This is a genomic window from Yersinia sp. SCPM-O-B-9106 (C-191), assembly GCF_026183365.1.
GTDB lineage: Bacteria > Pseudomonadota > Gammaproteobacteria > Enterobacterales > Enterobacteriaceae > Yersinia > Yersinia rochesterensis.
Genome location: NZ_CP110791.1, coordinates 3,738,825 through 3,753,289, shown reverse-complemented (window position 1 = coordinate 3,753,289; position 14,465 = coordinate 3,738,825). Strand labels below are relative to the sequence as shown.

Sequence of the window (14,465 nt, the reverse complement as noted above, 5' to 3'; positions counted from 1 at the left end):
CTGTTTTCCGCAGATTTGTAATGGAAAAATGCTGTGTAAGTGACGAAATAGGAAATTTATTAAGGGGAGGCCGTTAGGAGAGGGCTTAATTCATGCAAAAGCGCTCTCTGCAATTAATCCTTTTTTATTTTTACATAAAGTGTCACTCAATCTGTACAGCTCAGAATGTTTATCCGTTGATCCTGCTGCGTAGTCCCTGATATCAGGGGGATTCTTATTTTTTCTCAAAAAATAGGCGTAAATACTAATGATAATTACTATCAATCCCCAGTTTGTTTGATATGATCGGCAGCTGATTTCGTCCTTAAATTGATATGCATATTGGGTGGAGGCGCAGCGTGAAAACAGCTGACAAAAAGATTAAAGACAAATCATTCGTGCAAGGCCGAATGATGAAAGGCGCGATGGCATTATTGCTGGTGGCAGGTTTAACCGGTCATGCATTCGCCGCACCGGGCAACAGTAGCGCAGTCGCTGCATCAGTTACGACACCAACGACGACAGCAACATCAACGCCGTTACCTGCACCGGAAATTACATCTGTAGCAGCCCCTGCTAATGCAGAAGCTGTAGTACCCACAATATCGGCACCGTCAGTTCAGCCATTAACGGCTCCTGCCCCACAAGGCTTGGCGATGGATCTCTCCGTTTGGGGCATGTATCAACATGCTGATGTGGTGGTGAAAGGCGTAATGATTGGCTTGGTATTGGCATCAATCGTGACCTGGACCATTCTGTTTTCCAAAGGTACTGAATTATTCCGAGCACGCCGCCGTTTACGGCAAGAACACGAGGTTATCGGCGCGGTTACTGATCTTGATACCGCGTCTGAGCGAGCAGAGGTTTTCTCTCCAGAGAGCATCAGCGGTCTATTACTGCGTGAAGCGCAAAACGAACGCCTATTATCGGCAGAATCAAACGATAACAACGGCATTAAAGAACGTACTGCTTTTCGTCTGGAGCGCCGTGTTGCTGCCATTAGCCGCCAAATGGGCAAAGGTAATGGCTTCTTGGCGACAATCGGTGCCATTTCTCCGTTTGTCGGTTTGTTTGGTACTGTTTGGGGCATCATGAACAGCTTTATCGGTATTGCCCACTCACAGACGACTAATCTGGCTGTTGTTGCTCCGGGTATTGCCGAAGCTTTGCTGGCAACAGCACTTGGCTTGGTTGCCGCAATTCCTGCGGTGGTTATCTATAACATTTTCGCTCGCCTGATTGGTTCTTACCGCGCTCAGGTAGGGGATGTTGCTGCACAGGTATTATTATTGCTGAGCCGTGATCTTGATTTGAGCAGCAGCGCTGAAGCAAAGTCACCTAAGCAGCCTCACCAATTGCGTGCGGGGTGATTTATGGCCATGCGGATGAACGATAACCTCGATGAAAGTGGTGAACTGCACGAAATTAACGTGACACCTTTCATCGATGTCATGCTGGTATTGCTGATTATCTTTATGGTGGCAGCACCATTGGCAACGGTTGATATTAAAGTGGACTTACCGGCATCTTCAGCGGTGCCACAGCCGCGCCCAGAGAAGCCGGTTTTTCTGACAGTGAAAGCTGATAACCAGCTGTATGTCGGCGATCAGCAGGTCGACCGCGATACACTGGCGGCAACATTGGATAAAGTGACCCAATCTAACAAAGAAACCACCATTTTCTTCCAAGCGGATAAAGTAGTGGATTATGAAACTCTGATGAGTGTTATGGATGCTTTACGCAAATCGGGTTATCTCAAAGTGGGGTTAGTCGGCATGGAAGCGGGCGGCGCAAAATAGTTAATAACAGGCGCGGTGAATATTGCCGCGCCTTATCTCAGTTTTTAGGTATATTACGGCCAACTTCATCATTTGCTAAGAGTACTTGCTCTAGGTCTTGCTCCAATTCATGAGCATTATGAGCTAGATAGAAATTATTCTCCCCAACACACTTTTTCCAGTCAATATCCTCTCTTGGAACATATCCAATACCAATAAATACCATTCTAATGTTATTTTCCTTTATTTTTTCACACATTCCTTTATCAACAAGTGTTTTAGTAATATTGAAATAATTTTTATCTTTGTAATCTTCAGAAAGTTTACTGTTAATGTGATTACTATCATCACCGTCAGAAAGAATAATCATTATTTTTTTGTTATGGTGACTTCCCCCTCTAAATATATTATTGCCAGCTAATATCCCTGAGCTTATCAATGTTCCACCAGATACATCAAAATTTAAAGCATCAGATAATATTGAGTTATTATTATTTTCAATAATATGCGAGTTTAGATCTTTTAAGCAAAAACCTTTATTAAGAACGTCAGCCATAGGAATATCTATGATTTTGGTTTTGTTTTTTCGAGTGATTGATTTAATCGTTTTATCATAGTCAATATTATCGGCAATGATTTCCCATATGATTATGGTATAATCAATATAACTAGCCTTGTTTAAAAAATCCAGAGCTTTTGGAATCTGCTTTTTATTAAAAATATTGCTCTTAATTTCATCATCAATGGCTGATAGATCTTCTTCTTTATTGCTTAATTTTCCATACTCAGTATTTAAAATAGGACCTAAATTTTCCAACCCTTGGAATTTTTTTAATCCAGATGCAGTATATTGACGAAGATAATCCCCATTAGGTTTATATTCTTTCGGTACAAATGGAAAGTGGCAAAATGTTTCATTTCCTACAATGATTTTAGTTCCCCAAGAGAATGGCACAAATCCAATAATATTAATGGCATCATTACTATCTATTTTATCATTCAGTTTTTCTAATATTCGCCTCAATGACTCTATTTTACTTTCATTGCTGTCAGAATATTCAAATGACTCACGCATTGAGCCAGAATAGTCAGCGACAAAAATAACATCGGTGGGTTCTGAATGATTAGATAGATATTTTTTGGCAGCACCATTATCAATGGTACTTATATTATTATTTGTCTGAGTAATAAGTGTATTATTTAAGAATATTACAGGGTAATTCATACTAATAGCCACATTATATCGGATGTGGTCTGGGCTGCTGTTTATCTCTATTATTGGAATTGAAAAATATTCTGATGGTAAATACGCCCTGGCATAAGAGTTTACAAGGGAGTTATTATTCTGCCGCTGAGTTGAATTAGGATTGTCATTGTTTTCAACTGTTAATGCTAATGCAGCTTGCTCTATGGCATCAGATAGCCTAGCTTTTTTTTGTATAAAATGAGAAATTTCAAAAGACACAAAAATTAGCCCAACAAAAAAAGGCAATAAAACAATAAATGGTAATAATATCGCACCACTTTCATTTTTTATAAACCTCTGTATCTTTATAAAAGTAATGTTTTCTTTCAACATAAATAGCCTTTACTGTATGAGTGTTGTATTCATATATTTAGATATTAACGTTCGATCGTAATAGAGGATGATTTTATAGGTGCAAATAGGGTTCCAGACCCAGGAGCTGACGATAAACATAATGTCACTTGATAAAGAGGTATCCATCTCCCGGCATTACTGAATGTTGATAACTGAGCTAACTCATTGAGTGGCCTGTTCGGCTCACAAGTCCCAACATTGAAAGACAGACTTTTCGTATTATCAATACTCTTATTTGTGACTGCGGATGATTCGGTTTGATTGAAATGCAGTGTTTCTATATTTATTGCAAGGTTATGAACAGGATTATCTGAATTTAATAACATACTGTCAGCTAACTGTTTTATTTGATTAACCTGTTCTTGTGTTAATATATAATCATTATTGTATAACAGTGATCTTTCTCGTACTATTCCAGCTAATGAATATGAAATGCGATCTAACTTTCCAACGTTTGAGTAATAATCCGAGACTGATATTAATATTTTTATAAAAAGAGTCATGATGAAAATAACAAAAACAAACTCAACAATGATTGCGCCATGTGTATTTTTAATCATGTTTATTTGATTATTTTTCTTGTGCAAGAATAACCTCTCGTGAGAGTAAAATAGTAGGCCAATAAGATAAAGTAGGAAAAAAAACTGGGCGATATAAATAACTGACACTATATTTAGCTAGCGGAAGTTTATTGTTATCTGATGTGTTATGGTTAATCATATCCGAAATGTTTTCACTAAAAACAACATTTGCGTTTAACGCATTGTCCTCAGTGATAAATGAGCCTAAAACTCCTTGATGTGAAACTAATTTCTGCCGTAGCATTGAGGTATAGCTAATATCGTCATGCCGTTCTTTATTCTTGGCTGACTTCGCTGCTTCGGAAACTGCCAAATCTAAATTGGCTGAAATATAAAGTAAACGAGCAATCTCAGCACTAAACAGGAGCATGAGTAAAAATAAAATAAAGACGATTGAAAACTCGATAGTGATAGAACCTTTGTTTTCGTACAAAAAAGTAAAGTTCATTTTTCTCATTAGTCAACCTTGCCAGAAAATTTATCTTGATATGGATTACTCACTTGACTGAGGGCTAATATTAATTCATCAGGATTTTTAGCCATTTTTTCGGCTGAAATTATCTTTTTTGCATATTGATGATCATTGAGCTTAACTAATGAGAAAACCAAATTATGTAATATTAAACTATCTTTTTTTCCTGCCAGATAGTCAGGAAGTAATATTCTGACTGCATCAGAATAACGCTCATCAAGTATGGCGATCACTGCGAGGTTATTCATTGCTGTTTCATCAGAAATAAACAAATTTCTGGATTGTTCAATAGCGTTTTTAGCGTTATTTATTTCGCCATTATTGGCAAAAATAATACCTTTTATATTGTGCGCTTCTGCATTTTTTGGAGAAATAACCAATAATTTATCAATAACAACCTTGGCTGCCGTATCATCATTATTGTTAATAAGGTTTTTGGCCTGTAATAAATAAATAGACTCGTTGGGTTTATGTGCTATTGGGCTCAAGTAGTATAATGATGATTTAGTATCACCAGCAAGGTAATATGTATTGGCTAATTTTAATCTAATATCATCATCTTCTTTTGTTTTTAATTCATTACGGTATAGAGTAATTAGTCCGTTATAGTTTTTTGCTTTGGTTAAAATACTTTCTCGATAAGAAAATTCTTTTTTACTCATGCCATTATTCCAGGAACAACCATTGATCATAAAAGCAAGAATTGAAAACATAATGATTTTTCTAAGTTTTTTATACATAGGTAAGTATCTCCAATATGCTGGGTGATATAACTAATACGATAAATGGAATAAGAATAAAGAGAAATAGCGGGAATGTTAATTTTGCTGATAATTTACTTATTTTTTCCTCTGTCACTAATAATTGCATCTCTCTTATATCTTGAGACAATTTAATCAGTTGTTCATATACACTTGAACCAAAACTAATACTGTATTGAAGCGCACTGCAAAACATTCTTATTTCTGTGGCAGAAGAGCACTGATGAAACTCTTTAATAGCTGATTCTAATCCATTTATCTCTGCATGTTTGGTTATTTTAAGGATCATTCGGCTTAAATCTGAGTTTATTAATGTAAATTTTTTTGCCGTGTAACTGAGAGAGTTATCTATTGTCATACCGGATTGAACACACGCGGCGGTGATATCAATAAAGAAGGGTAGTGATTTAAGCACAGAATCAGTTCTTCTGGTAATAACGTTTTTTATAACTATTTTAGGGAGGTATAGAGTGGTTATCAGAATTGTTAATCCAATAATCAGTGAACTTCTAAAGCTAATTGTTATTATATCAATTGACAACAATATTAATATTACCGTCAAGAGTGCAACGATAATAATAATTTTGAAATAAATGACCTCTTCCAGAAGAAAAGGAATAGAGATGTAGTTAGACAGGGTTTTATCCTGGTTGTTGACTTCTTTTTTATCTTGGTGTTTATCACTTTCGTTTATTTTATTATATATATAAACTCTTTTTACTCTTGATTTTGTTTTTAACAGAAGAATTAATCCTAATGATAACAATAAAATTAAGAATATATTCATAAGGCTTTCCTGAGCATTTTTCTTATTAAGTAAATCCCAATAATTTCACTGGTTATAATATAATAAAATATAATTTCCCCTACAGGATGATTCCACATTGATTCTATGCTGGTAGAATCAATAAAATAAAGTAAAAGAGAAAAGGCGATCGGCATAAAACAAATAATATTGACAGACATTCGTGTCTGAGCAGTCATTACGGCTTTCTTCTGCTCAGAATTTTTATTTTTTGTTATCACCTGTGATAGCCGGCTAGTCAATTCTTTTAATTGCCCCCCTTGTTGAAGATTAAGCAAAATTATTGTAATTAGAAAATAGAATTCAGGGTAATGGAATCTTTTATAGGCATCATAAAAAACAATTTCAGGTGATTCTCCCAGATTTAGTCGACGACAAATAAGGCTCATTTCATGTCCTAGTGGCCCATTTATTTCTTGCCCACAGCGCTCTAGTACTTGATTAATACTGGCTCCACTGCTCACCGCCATGTTTATCATCAAGAGAACTTCTGGAAAGTTTTGTTTAAAAAAAGAATGATGTATTTTTCGGGATAATTTTACTTGAAAAAACACAATACTTATAAACATAAAAATGAAAATGAGAACTATATTAAAATGAAACCATAAAGTATTAATGAAAAAAACACATATTGAATAAATTATTGGCATCGCAATATGCAATTTGTTTTTATCATTAATAATTCCATGCAAATACTGTAACCATTCTGAAATTATTTTTTTAGAAAATAAAATAAATAAATTATCACTTACAGATTTCTTTCTATTATCATTGACGATTGATTTTTTGATTTTCATCCATTTAAAATTGCTCAATAATAGCAATAATATACCGGACGACAGTATTATGTAGTAAATCACTTTTCCACCATAGAAAAAATACTATTTAATTCATCAGATAAGTTATATATGTCGGCATTTATTCTAACAGAGGAACGGCTAAATAATCCATGATTGATAAATTCTCCTTGAATCTTACCTTGTTCATCCCGTAATTTTGCTGGTTCAAATGAAAATATATTCTGTAGTATGACATTATCACCTTCCATTCCCATAATTTCGCTAATATAACGTACTTTTCTTGTACCATCACTCATTCGAGAAACTTGTACAATAATATTGATTGCAGATGCTATATTCCGTCGGATAGTAAAGAGAGGCATATTAACCGGGCCCATCATTATCATACTTTCCAGACGGGCAATAGCATCACGGGGTGAGTTAGCGTGCAATGTTGACATCGAACCATTGTGGCCTGTATTCATTGCTTGAAGCATCTCAAAGGTTTCCTCGCCTCGACATTCGCCGATAATTATTCTATCGGGGCGCATTCGTAGCGAGTTAATTACTAAGTCTCGCATAGTGATTTGTCCTGTATTCTCCAGACCCGCTAACCGGGTTTCCATTCTCACAACATGAGGTTGCTCAAGATTCAACTCTGCTGCATCTTCTAAAGTAATAACTCTCTCACTCTTAGAAATATACTTCGATAAAGCATTAAGTAGCGTTGTTTTTCCCGAACCAGTACCACCAGAGACAACGATATTGACCCTACAACTGGCCGCAATAATCAGAAAGTTAGCCATATTGCTACTCATCGCACCCATATCAACTAAGTCTTCTAGTTTTCGGTTGTTATTACTAAACTTTCGGATAGAAAGTACAGTGCCATCTAGGGCTATGGGGCTCATTGCTACATTGATACGGCTGCCGTCAATTAAACGTGCATCTGCTAAGGGGCGGCCTTCATCAATACGACGATTTACCCTTTGCATTAAACGTTTGGTAATATCTGTCAGTTGATTATTATTAATAAATCGCAGATCAGTTAAAGTGATCAGGCCATAGCGTTCAACAAATATCTTATTAGGTCCATTAACCATAATGTCACTAATTGAGTCATCCTCCATCAGCTCTCTTAATGGCCCAAAACCAGTGATTTCATCAGCAATCATTGAAATTATTTTTTTCTGATCCTGAGTTGTTAATTTATATTCATTATCATTATATAAATCATGAAATGTTTGAGATAATAATCCACTGAGTTTACTGTAATCATCAACAAGATTTTCAACTTTATCTATATCAATATTAGCCAGCATTTTTTCGCGAATTAATTCTTGTATAGTTAATGATGCTTTCATTGTTTACCTTATATTTTTTAGTGTTGCTATTATTTTTTTTGTCAATGTATTCATATCGCTTGATGAGTCTATCTTTATACCTAATGTGTTTTTAGCTAATGTGTTTATTTTTATTTTCTTTCTACCAAAATAAGTAGGATCATTTAATGAAGACTTTGTGTTTTTTATATAAGGTATATGTATGTCAATAGTTCGATTCAATAATGATTGTATGTCGGCAGTATCTAACATATCTTTGGTTACAGGCCTGCTTTCGTTTAAGCAGAGTATTAGTCTGGTTGCTTTTCTATTATCTCTTTTAAAGCGCTCATATATGCTAATAAATTCTTTGGCGATTCTAACTGACATCATACTATTATCTAACAATATAATGATGCAATTAGATTGCTCAATATAGTCTGTTATTCTTTCCTTTGATGAGTTATGAATAGGTTGGTCGAAAATAATAAAATTATGTTTTTTATTTGTTTGATTATCTACCTCACTTAATTTTTTTTCGTTACATAGCATAAGATCTAAGTGTTTATGATACTCAGTGATAGCGGCATTAATTTTTTTCTCTGTTACGAGGTCAAGATCTTGCGATCCTTGATTACCCTGTAATAATAATGTTGGGGATTTCTTTATTTGAGTAATTTCATATGCTAAATGGTAACTGAGTAGAGTCGTCCCTATTCCACCTTTACAACCCAGTACACTGATAAAAAAAGCCTTTCTTTCGGATTCTATCTGAATACCTTTAAGCAATAACTGTGTCAGTTCAGCAGATTGTGACTGTATATTTAAATATAAAATTCCCCTGTCAGTAAACTGCTGTGCAATACTGATTGAATCAATATCTCCGACGAGCACACACCAGCAATCACGCGGTGTATGATTTTTTATTAAATCTAATATTTTCTCTATTTCTTGATCATTACCAATATCAATGATTATACCAATAGTTTGGTCTGGTAAATTAACTAATGATGCAGTGAAAATATTGTCCTCTATTCCTTTAATGTTGTTAATATCGGCCAGTCGTATTTTTTCAGATATTTTCTCTATTAGCCACTTTCTTGTGGAAATAATTACAATGGTATCTTTTACTTTGCTGGTTTTTTTATTGATTAAATCCTTGTTTAGGATTAATTGCATATGTCACCACTAATACTGGATTTTTTCCTGTTAATATTAACTGCGCATCCAACTTCATGATTTTTAACACGACGATAATCATTAATACTATAGTTACAGACTCTATTTTTAATGTTAACGCTGTCATTTTTAGATGTGATAATGATATTTATTTTGGATTGATTATCTCTCATAAGACAAAATGATCGGTCACTATCAATAGGTTTAATCGTCAGGTCTGCATAGCCCACTTTGGTAAATAATATAATGGTGCCTATTATGAGTAATCTCATTTAATAAATCCTCCTTTACGCAGAAACTCTCTGGCCATCTTTTCTCTTTTTGTTTCCATAATGGAACTAAAGTTAAAAAATCGTTCGAGCGTTGAAGTATGCATAAAATCAGGCAACTCCACTTCTTTTTCGGAGACTGGATTCACCAAGTTTACGGTTGCGATCACCACTAATTCAGTTTGGCTCTGTTCTGTCTGTGCATTACGGAAAAATGCTCCTAATAGAGGGATATCACCAATTAGTGGAATTTTACTTAATGATTCTCTCTCCGTGTTACTGATTAATCCCCCTAAAATGAAACTCTCTCCATCTCCCAGTTCTAATGTTGTTGCTGCCCTACGTGTTCTTAATGTAGGGTAGGAATCTCCACCCCTCATATTAAATATTTTACCTATACTGCTAACTTCTTCATTTAAAGTAATGCGAATACGTTTTTTATCATTAACTTTTGCACCAATGTTTAATTTAATACCAAATTCTTTATAAGTTATTTCTCTACTATTTTGTGTCGTACTTACTATTGGTATTTCGCCACCAACCAGAAAAGATGCACTTTCACCTGATAGCACGGAGAGATTGGGTTCGGCTAAAACTCGAGCAATGGTATCATCATTAATAGCATGAACTAATGTACTTATCCCTTTGGCATTAAATCTAAAAAATTGGAAAGAACCCACAGAATCGCCGATGGTACTCCAATTTATTCCAACATTTTCAGTGAAATCTTTTGTAACTTCGGCAATGGTGAGTTTGACATTCACCTGATTAGATTGTGGTAATTTTATTTTGTTGATAATACCTAAATAATCAGTAGTATTAATAAGAGAGTTGCTATTTATTATTCTTTTACTACCAACAGCCTCACCTATAATTGTACCGATAGTGTCTTTGGCTTCCTCTGATCCTGCGGTTCCTGTCAGGATATAACCATCACCTATTTTGTTAATTTCCACATGACTTTCTGGATACTCAAGCTGTATTCTTTTATATGCAGCAGCAATGACATTGTTGACAAAAACGACAGATTTTATCATAGGCTTGTTGCTACTATTGAATAATATAAACTCCGCCATTCCTTCTTTTTTTGTATAGACAATAACGCTTTTTTTACCCACTATCTCATAGTCAGCTATGGCTGCTGCAGAAACAAAAACAGTGTCTATCTCATCTTGCGTACTAATAATATATGACTCACCAGTAGATAAATAAACTGATTTAGCATTTGCTCTATTGACTGCAGTTTGGATAGCCGTAATGACAAATAAGAAAAGTAATATATTCCTAATGATGTAGCTTCTCCGAAGTATTCTCATCCTCTTAACTCTCTTGTTGTGCGCAGTTTGGGAATAATGTCATATAAATTTGTTGATATTCTCTTGCTATCATCATTTTTATAGTTAGGAGTTAGAAAAGTATCACCTGTTTTTTCCACTATATGTATCAGACCAAGCTCTTCTATTTTTATTGTGACGGCAATATAACCTGTTAACATATCTTCAGTCTTTTGATTCTTGCTGTTTTTTTCTGATAATTCGTCAGCGGAGTACTTTTTTATTCTTACTACTTTCATGTTAGGGATAATTTTATTAAGGGAGTAGTTCTGTTTTTTCCTATCACTCATATTTTTTGTATTAATAATAGTGCCATGTTCCATCCCTTTCTTATTGTCTGTCTCAAGAACTCTCAATTGGTAAGATATCTCATCACCTACACTCAATGTATTCAGTAAGTAATCATCTTGTTTTTTAGTTGTGAATTTATAGACAATGTAGCCTTTCTGTAAGCTTAGATGGTTAAACTCATCACTATTGGGTGTGGCTAACATGTCTTTAGTAATGTAGGAACCATTGAGAGTGTTCGTTTTTAATAAATAGCTGTTAATGTTAGGGGTTTCAGAGATGTCATTTTTTATTAATTCACTTGACTCGGGGACGGCTATTTTTTTTATGGCGTACTCGCTGTGAGTCAATAGAGTTCCTGATGGCAAATCACTAGTGGCTTGTGCCAATATAATAGTGACTTCCTTTTCCTTTTTTGGCGTGAGTAGGCTACTCGTTATTTTTTCATCATTCTCAGAGCTTATAAATAAGCCAGTAATACCTATAGCAATAATAAGAATAGAAATTAACAAAAGAAACTTACGGTTCATAATAATCCTATATTATTATAGAAATGACTCGTTCACTATTCAGGATAGAAAAGATAATAAGAAGCCACTAGAAATTGCAACAGCGTAAGGTACACCTCTCTGTTGAATATCAGTACGGTTGACTAACATACCTATTATCATGACGACTCCGCCCATAATTGCAGTGTAGAGAATGAAATTGATAGATTGTTCTGTATTCAGCGAAAACAGTAATACAGTTATTAATTTTACATCGCCGCCACCGATAAGTTTAAAATGAAAAATTATATAGCCTATAAATAATGTTAATAAAGGTATGATAAAATCTACCCTATTGTATGAGATATAACTCAAAGCCAGTGAGTTAATGGCCACAGTAATTACAAGCTTGTTGCTAATCGTGCGATGAAGAATATCGCTATAGCAGATTAGCAATAATTGTAATGCTAACAATGTGACTAATGGTATTTGTAATATATCCAATCCTCCTTTGAGGATAATGTCATTAAGATGGCAACTTAAAGTTGCCATCTTAATGTTAATAGAGTCTAAATCACTTAGCCTTTGGGTGCTGCTGCAGTCACAGTATTTTTGGCTGATGCAACCAACTCAGTAACCAGAGCAGTTAATGGGCCTTTAGCTGCGGTAATAAGGATACCAGCCAATGCAATGATCATAACGTATTCAATAATAGAGCCGCGATTGTCCTTCATAAACTGCTGGGCATTAATTTGTGTTGTTACATAACCTTTAGTGATTAAGTTCATCATAATCTAGTTTCCTTGTTAAATATATTGGGATTCTTCCCGATATTTCAATTAAGTACAGAGTAGGTATCTCGCTACTACCCGAATCGATATTGTTATTTTCGCCTCGTTCGTAGTGGTTGCTATTAAATGCCTTTCTGGAGGAGGAATCCTTTTTTTAGCCTTATTTGGTCTCTTTAAATTATATTCATTTTAGTATGATAATTAAGGATTTGGCTTATCCCCACTGAATAAGATAATAAGGATTAAGACTGAGAGAAATGAAAGCCAGCAGAAAGAGAAAAAAGCGAGTAAAGATATCAATTTTTTCCAGCCATTGCTTTGCAAAAAACTTTGTTTGCCCTGTGCTAGAGGAATCTGTGGTGCGATACTCTCTGCCGGTAAAGAGATAGCGGCTACCAGGGAAGTATCAGGGAGTGCTGTTATCTGCTGAAGATCGTCATTATGTTGCTGTTTGTCAGAATATTTGCCAACTGTCACTTGGCTTACTGAGCCAGTATAACGGACGCCTTTTCGGGGAATAGTATGAATAAGAGATTCTTTCAGCCCTACCTGAAGAAATGCCTTACGCAGCATATAGAGTTGTCCGTAATAACTGCTTTCACTGACAGCCCCGCGCTGTTCTTTCCATACTTGGTTGATAATCTGTTCTTTTTCAGTGACTCCGTTAAGTAACAGATGCAAAAATCTTAAATTATTTTCAGTTAGCATTACCACTGAACCACCAGGGCCATTTAAACAGCGTTGTGCGGGAGAAAATAGCACTGTTCCTTCTAATTTAAACACAATCTCATTTGTCTCCATATTGGCGGCTACCTATCCTGTGTAAGGTGTATATTTATTTTTTGAGTATTTTAAGGTCTTGGGTAACTCAGACTTACGCTAAGTGAGTATTTCTCTTTGATGTTGTGTGCATTGAAAGTGTAGTTACGCATGTAATAGCGATTGTCAGGGTTATAAATCCGCTGTTTTCCTGTGCTTATTTTAATACTCAAACTTCTTTAAATAACTACGCGGCGTATTCTTGCACGATGCAATTGAGCTTAACAAGCAGGTATTTAGCCTGAGTATGTCATTTGCTATTATTACTTATCATCATTTCTTATTCGTTTATTATTTTATCTTTGTTATGAACTTATACTATTCTTCTGTTTTTTGATTATTTTCATGTTTTTTAATTTTAATATATTAAATATAATATTTTCCCGTCATATAGGGAGAGAATGTCGATAAAACTGAAACAGTGATAAATTGAGCTGGCGCTGGAGTAAACTGTATTGCTCTTAGTTATGTCATCGGCTGAGGTAAAGTGAGGCTCTTATGACTATGGATCTATTTTCTCAATTGCTCAATGAGCCTTGGGTTGAAGAATTAGCCCCAGGCGCGTTGGTTCTGCATCATTTTGTATCAGAACAGGCCCCGTCATTATTAGCAGAAGTTGCCGCCATTACCACTGTTGCTCCCTTTCGGCATTTGATTACCCCAGGCGGTTACCGGATGTCAGTGGCTATGAGTAATTGCGGTTCAGTGGGGTGGGTCAGTGATACTCGAGGTTATCGCTACAGCCCAGTTGACCCGCTAACAGAAATGCGCTGGCCCGCGATGCCCGAAAGTTTTATGGCGCTGGCGGTTGCTGCTGCACGGCAAGCCGGTTTTCTGCATTTTCAACCAAATGCTTGCTTGATAAACCGCTATGATGTGGGAGCCAAATTATCTTTGCATCAAGATAAAGATGAGTTGGATTTACGCCAGCCGATTGTTTCAGTATCACTGGGGTTGCCCGCCATATTCCAATTTGGTGGAGCATCCCGTGAAGCTAAATGCCAGAAAGTTTTATTGAGTGAGGGGGATGTGGTGGTGTGGGGCGGGCCGTCTCGTTTGAATTATCACGGTATATTGCCAGTGAAAGCAGGTTTTTCTCCCAGTGCAGGAGCATATCGGATTAATTTGACCTTTCGATATACTGAGCGCGCTGAGAAGTGATGAGGTATCAATGAGACTGCCCTGAGTCCAATAAGACAAAACTCAGGGCTATGATGATG

The 14,465-nt window shown here is 35.6% G+C and carries 16 protein-coding genes; 3 read left to right on the top strand and 13 right to left on the bottom strand.

Annotation, left to right across the window (positions count from 1 at the left end):
- The first annotated feature begins 338 nt into the window (after nt 1-338).
- Nucleotides 339-1,349, top strand: coding sequence for a tol-pal system-associated acyl-CoA thioesterase (exbB, locus tag OP863_RS16995; protein ID WP_186368254.1), 1,011 nt, complete (start codon nt 339-341; stop codon nt 1,347-1,349).
- Between the two features lie 3 nt (nt 1,350-1,352).
- Nucleotides 1,353-1,778 carry a TonB system transport protein ExbD gene (gene exbD, locus OP863_RS16990; RefSeq protein WP_145591223.1) on the top strand — a complete coding sequence of 142 codons (426 nt, stop codon included), beginning with the start codon at nt 1,353-1,355 and terminating at the stop codon, nt 1,776-1,778.
- A gap of 37 nt (nt 1,779-1,815) precedes the next feature.
- Here exbD and OP863_RS16985 read toward each other — a convergent pair whose 3' ends face one another.
- The 13 genes from OP863_RS16985 to OP863_RS16925 form a co-directional block, all read right to left on the bottom strand.
- The gene (locus OP863_RS16985; protein WP_265525651.1) at nt 1,816-3,336 is read right to left on the bottom strand and encodes a TadE/TadG family type IV pilus assembly protein; all 1,521 of its coding nucleotides are present in this window, start codon (nt 3,334-3,336) and stop codon (nt 1,816-1,818) included.
- A gap of 44 nt (nt 3,337-3,380) precedes the next feature.
- Nucleotides 3,381-3,917, bottom strand: coding sequence for a tight adherence pilus pseudopilin TadF (tadF, locus tag OP863_RS16980; RefSeq protein ID WP_416222829.1), 537 nt, complete (start codon nt 3,915-3,917; stop codon nt 3,381-3,383).
- A 10-nt stretch (nt 3,918-3,927) separates the two neighbouring features.
- On the bottom strand, nt 3,928-4,395 hold the full coding sequence (locus OP863_RS16975) for a TadE/TadG family type IV pilus assembly protein (RefSeq protein WP_265525649.1): 468 nt from the start codon (nt 4,393-4,395) through the stop codon (nt 3,928-3,930).
- The gene (locus OP863_RS16970; RefSeq protein ID WP_038639019.1) at nt 4,395-5,150 is read right to left on the bottom strand and encodes a tetratricopeptide repeat protein; all 756 of its coding nucleotides are present in this window, start codon (nt 5,148-5,150) and stop codon (nt 4,395-4,397) included. Before OP863_RS16970 ends, OP863_RS16975 begins: the two co-directional genes overlap by 1 nt.
- Entirely contained in the window at nt 5,143-5,958 is an 816-nt protein-coding gene (locus OP863_RS16965; RefSeq protein ID WP_265525648.1) for a type II secretion system F family protein, read from the bottom strand. Before OP863_RS16965 ends, OP863_RS16970 begins: the two co-directional genes overlap by 8 nt.
- On the bottom strand, nt 5,955-6,836 hold the full coding sequence (locus tag OP863_RS16960; RefSeq protein ID WP_265525647.1) for a type II secretion system F family protein: 882 nt from the start codon (nt 6,834-6,836) through the stop codon (nt 5,955-5,957). The genes OP863_RS16965 and OP863_RS16960 overlap by 4 nt, the downstream gene beginning before the upstream one ends.
- Nucleotides 6,833-8,119: a CpaF family protein gene (locus OP863_RS16955; protein WP_265525646.1), complete on the bottom strand. Its 1,287-nt coding sequence runs from the start codon at nt 8,117-8,119 to the stop codon at nt 6,833-6,835. Before OP863_RS16955 ends, OP863_RS16960 begins: the two co-directional genes overlap by 4 nt.
- Before the next feature lie 3 nt (nt 8,120-8,122).
- Complete coding sequence (locus OP863_RS16950) at nt 8,123-9,256, bottom strand: pilus assembly protein CpaE (RefSeq protein ID WP_265525645.1); 1,134 nt, start codon at nt 9,254-9,256, stop codon at nt 8,123-8,125.
- A gap of 268 nt (nt 9,257-9,524) precedes the next feature.
- Nucleotides 9,525-10,841, bottom strand: a complete 1,317-nt coding sequence (locus OP863_RS16945) for a type II and III secretion system protein family protein (RefSeq protein ID WP_265525644.1) — start codon at nt 10,839-10,841, stop codon at nt 9,525-9,527.
- Nucleotides 10,838-11,677: a tight adherance operon protein gene (locus OP863_RS16940; protein WP_265525643.1), complete on the bottom strand. Its 840-nt coding sequence runs from the start codon at nt 11,675-11,677 to the stop codon at nt 10,838-10,840. The genes OP863_RS16945 and OP863_RS16940 overlap by 4 nt, the downstream gene beginning before the upstream one ends.
- 39 nt (nt 11,678-11,716) lie before the next feature.
- Nucleotides 11,717-12,139, bottom strand: a complete 423-nt coding sequence (locus tag OP863_RS16935; protein WP_265526288.1) for an A24 family peptidase — start codon at nt 12,137-12,139, stop codon at nt 11,717-11,719.
- 74 nt (nt 12,140-12,213) lie between these two features.
- Nucleotides 12,214-12,426 carry a pilus assembly protein gene (locus OP863_RS16930; protein ID WP_265525642.1) on the bottom strand — a complete coding sequence of 71 codons (213 nt, stop codon included), beginning with the start codon at nt 12,424-12,426 and terminating at the stop codon, nt 12,214-12,216.
- A gap of 201 nt (nt 12,427-12,627) precedes the next feature.
- Nucleotides 12,628-13,227 (bottom strand): winged helix-turn-helix domain-containing protein, encoded by a 600-nt coding sequence (locus OP863_RS16925; RefSeq protein WP_265525640.1) that lies wholly within the window; start codon nt 13,225-13,227, stop codon nt 12,628-12,630.
- A gap of 516 nt (nt 13,228-13,743) precedes the next feature.
- Here OP863_RS16925 and alkB point away from each other — a divergent pair.
- The gene (alkB, locus tag OP863_RS16920) at nt 13,744-14,406 is read left to right on the top strand and encodes a DNA oxidative demethylase AlkB (RefSeq protein ID WP_265525638.1); all 663 of its coding nucleotides are present in this window, start codon (nt 13,744-13,746) and stop codon (nt 14,404-14,406) included.
- Nucleotides 14,407-14,465 lie beyond the last annotated feature (59 nt).

Excerpts from the sequence above, each read along its gene's own strand:
- exbD (WP_145591223.1), top strand. The coding sequence starts at position 1,353 with ATGGCCATGCGGATGAACGATAACCTCGATGAAAGTGGTGAACTGCAC.
- OP863_RS16985 (WP_265525651.1), bottom strand. The coding sequence starts at position 3,336 with ATGTTGAAAGAAAACATTACTTTTATAAAGATACAGAGGTTTATAAAA.
- tadF (WP_416222829.1), bottom strand. The coding sequence starts at position 3,917 with ATGATTAAAAATACACATGGCGCAATCATTGTTGAGTTTGTTTTTGTT.
- OP863_RS16975 (WP_265525649.1), bottom strand. The coding sequence starts at position 4,395 with ATGAGAAAAATGAACTTTACTTTTTTGTACGAAAACAAAGGTTCTATC.
- OP863_RS16970 (WP_038639019.1), bottom strand. The coding sequence starts at position 5,150 with ATGTATAAAAAACTTAGAAAAATCATTATGTTTTCAATTCTTGCTTTT.
- OP863_RS16965 (WP_265525648.1), bottom strand. The coding sequence starts at position 5,958 with ATGAATATATTCTTAATTTTATTGTTATCATTAGGATTAATTCTTCTG.
- OP863_RS16955 (WP_265525646.1), bottom strand. The coding sequence starts at position 8,119 with ATGAAAGCATCATTAACTATACAAGAATTAATTCGCGAAAAAATGCTG.
- OP863_RS16950 (WP_265525645.1), bottom strand. The coding sequence starts at position 9,256 with ATGCAATTAATCCTAAACAAGGATTTAATCAATAAAAAAACCAGCAAA.
- OP863_RS16945 (WP_265525644.1), bottom strand. The coding sequence starts at position 10,841 with ATGAGAATACTTCGGAGAAGCTACATCATTAGGAATATATTACTTTTC.
- OP863_RS16940 (WP_265525643.1), bottom strand. The coding sequence starts at position 11,677 with ATGAACCGTAAGTTTCTTTTGTTAATTTCTATTCTTATTATTGCTATA.
- OP863_RS16930 (WP_265525642.1), bottom strand. The coding sequence starts at position 12,426 with ATGATGAACTTAATCACTAAAGGTTATGTAACAACACAAATTAATGCC.
- OP863_RS16925 (WP_265525640.1), bottom strand. The coding sequence starts at position 13,227 with ATGGAGACAAATGAGATTGTGTTTAAATTAGAAGGAACAGTGCTATTT.
- alkB (WP_265525638.1), top strand. The coding sequence starts at position 13,744 with ATGACTATGGATCTATTTTCTCAATTGCTCAATGAGCCTTGGGTTGAA.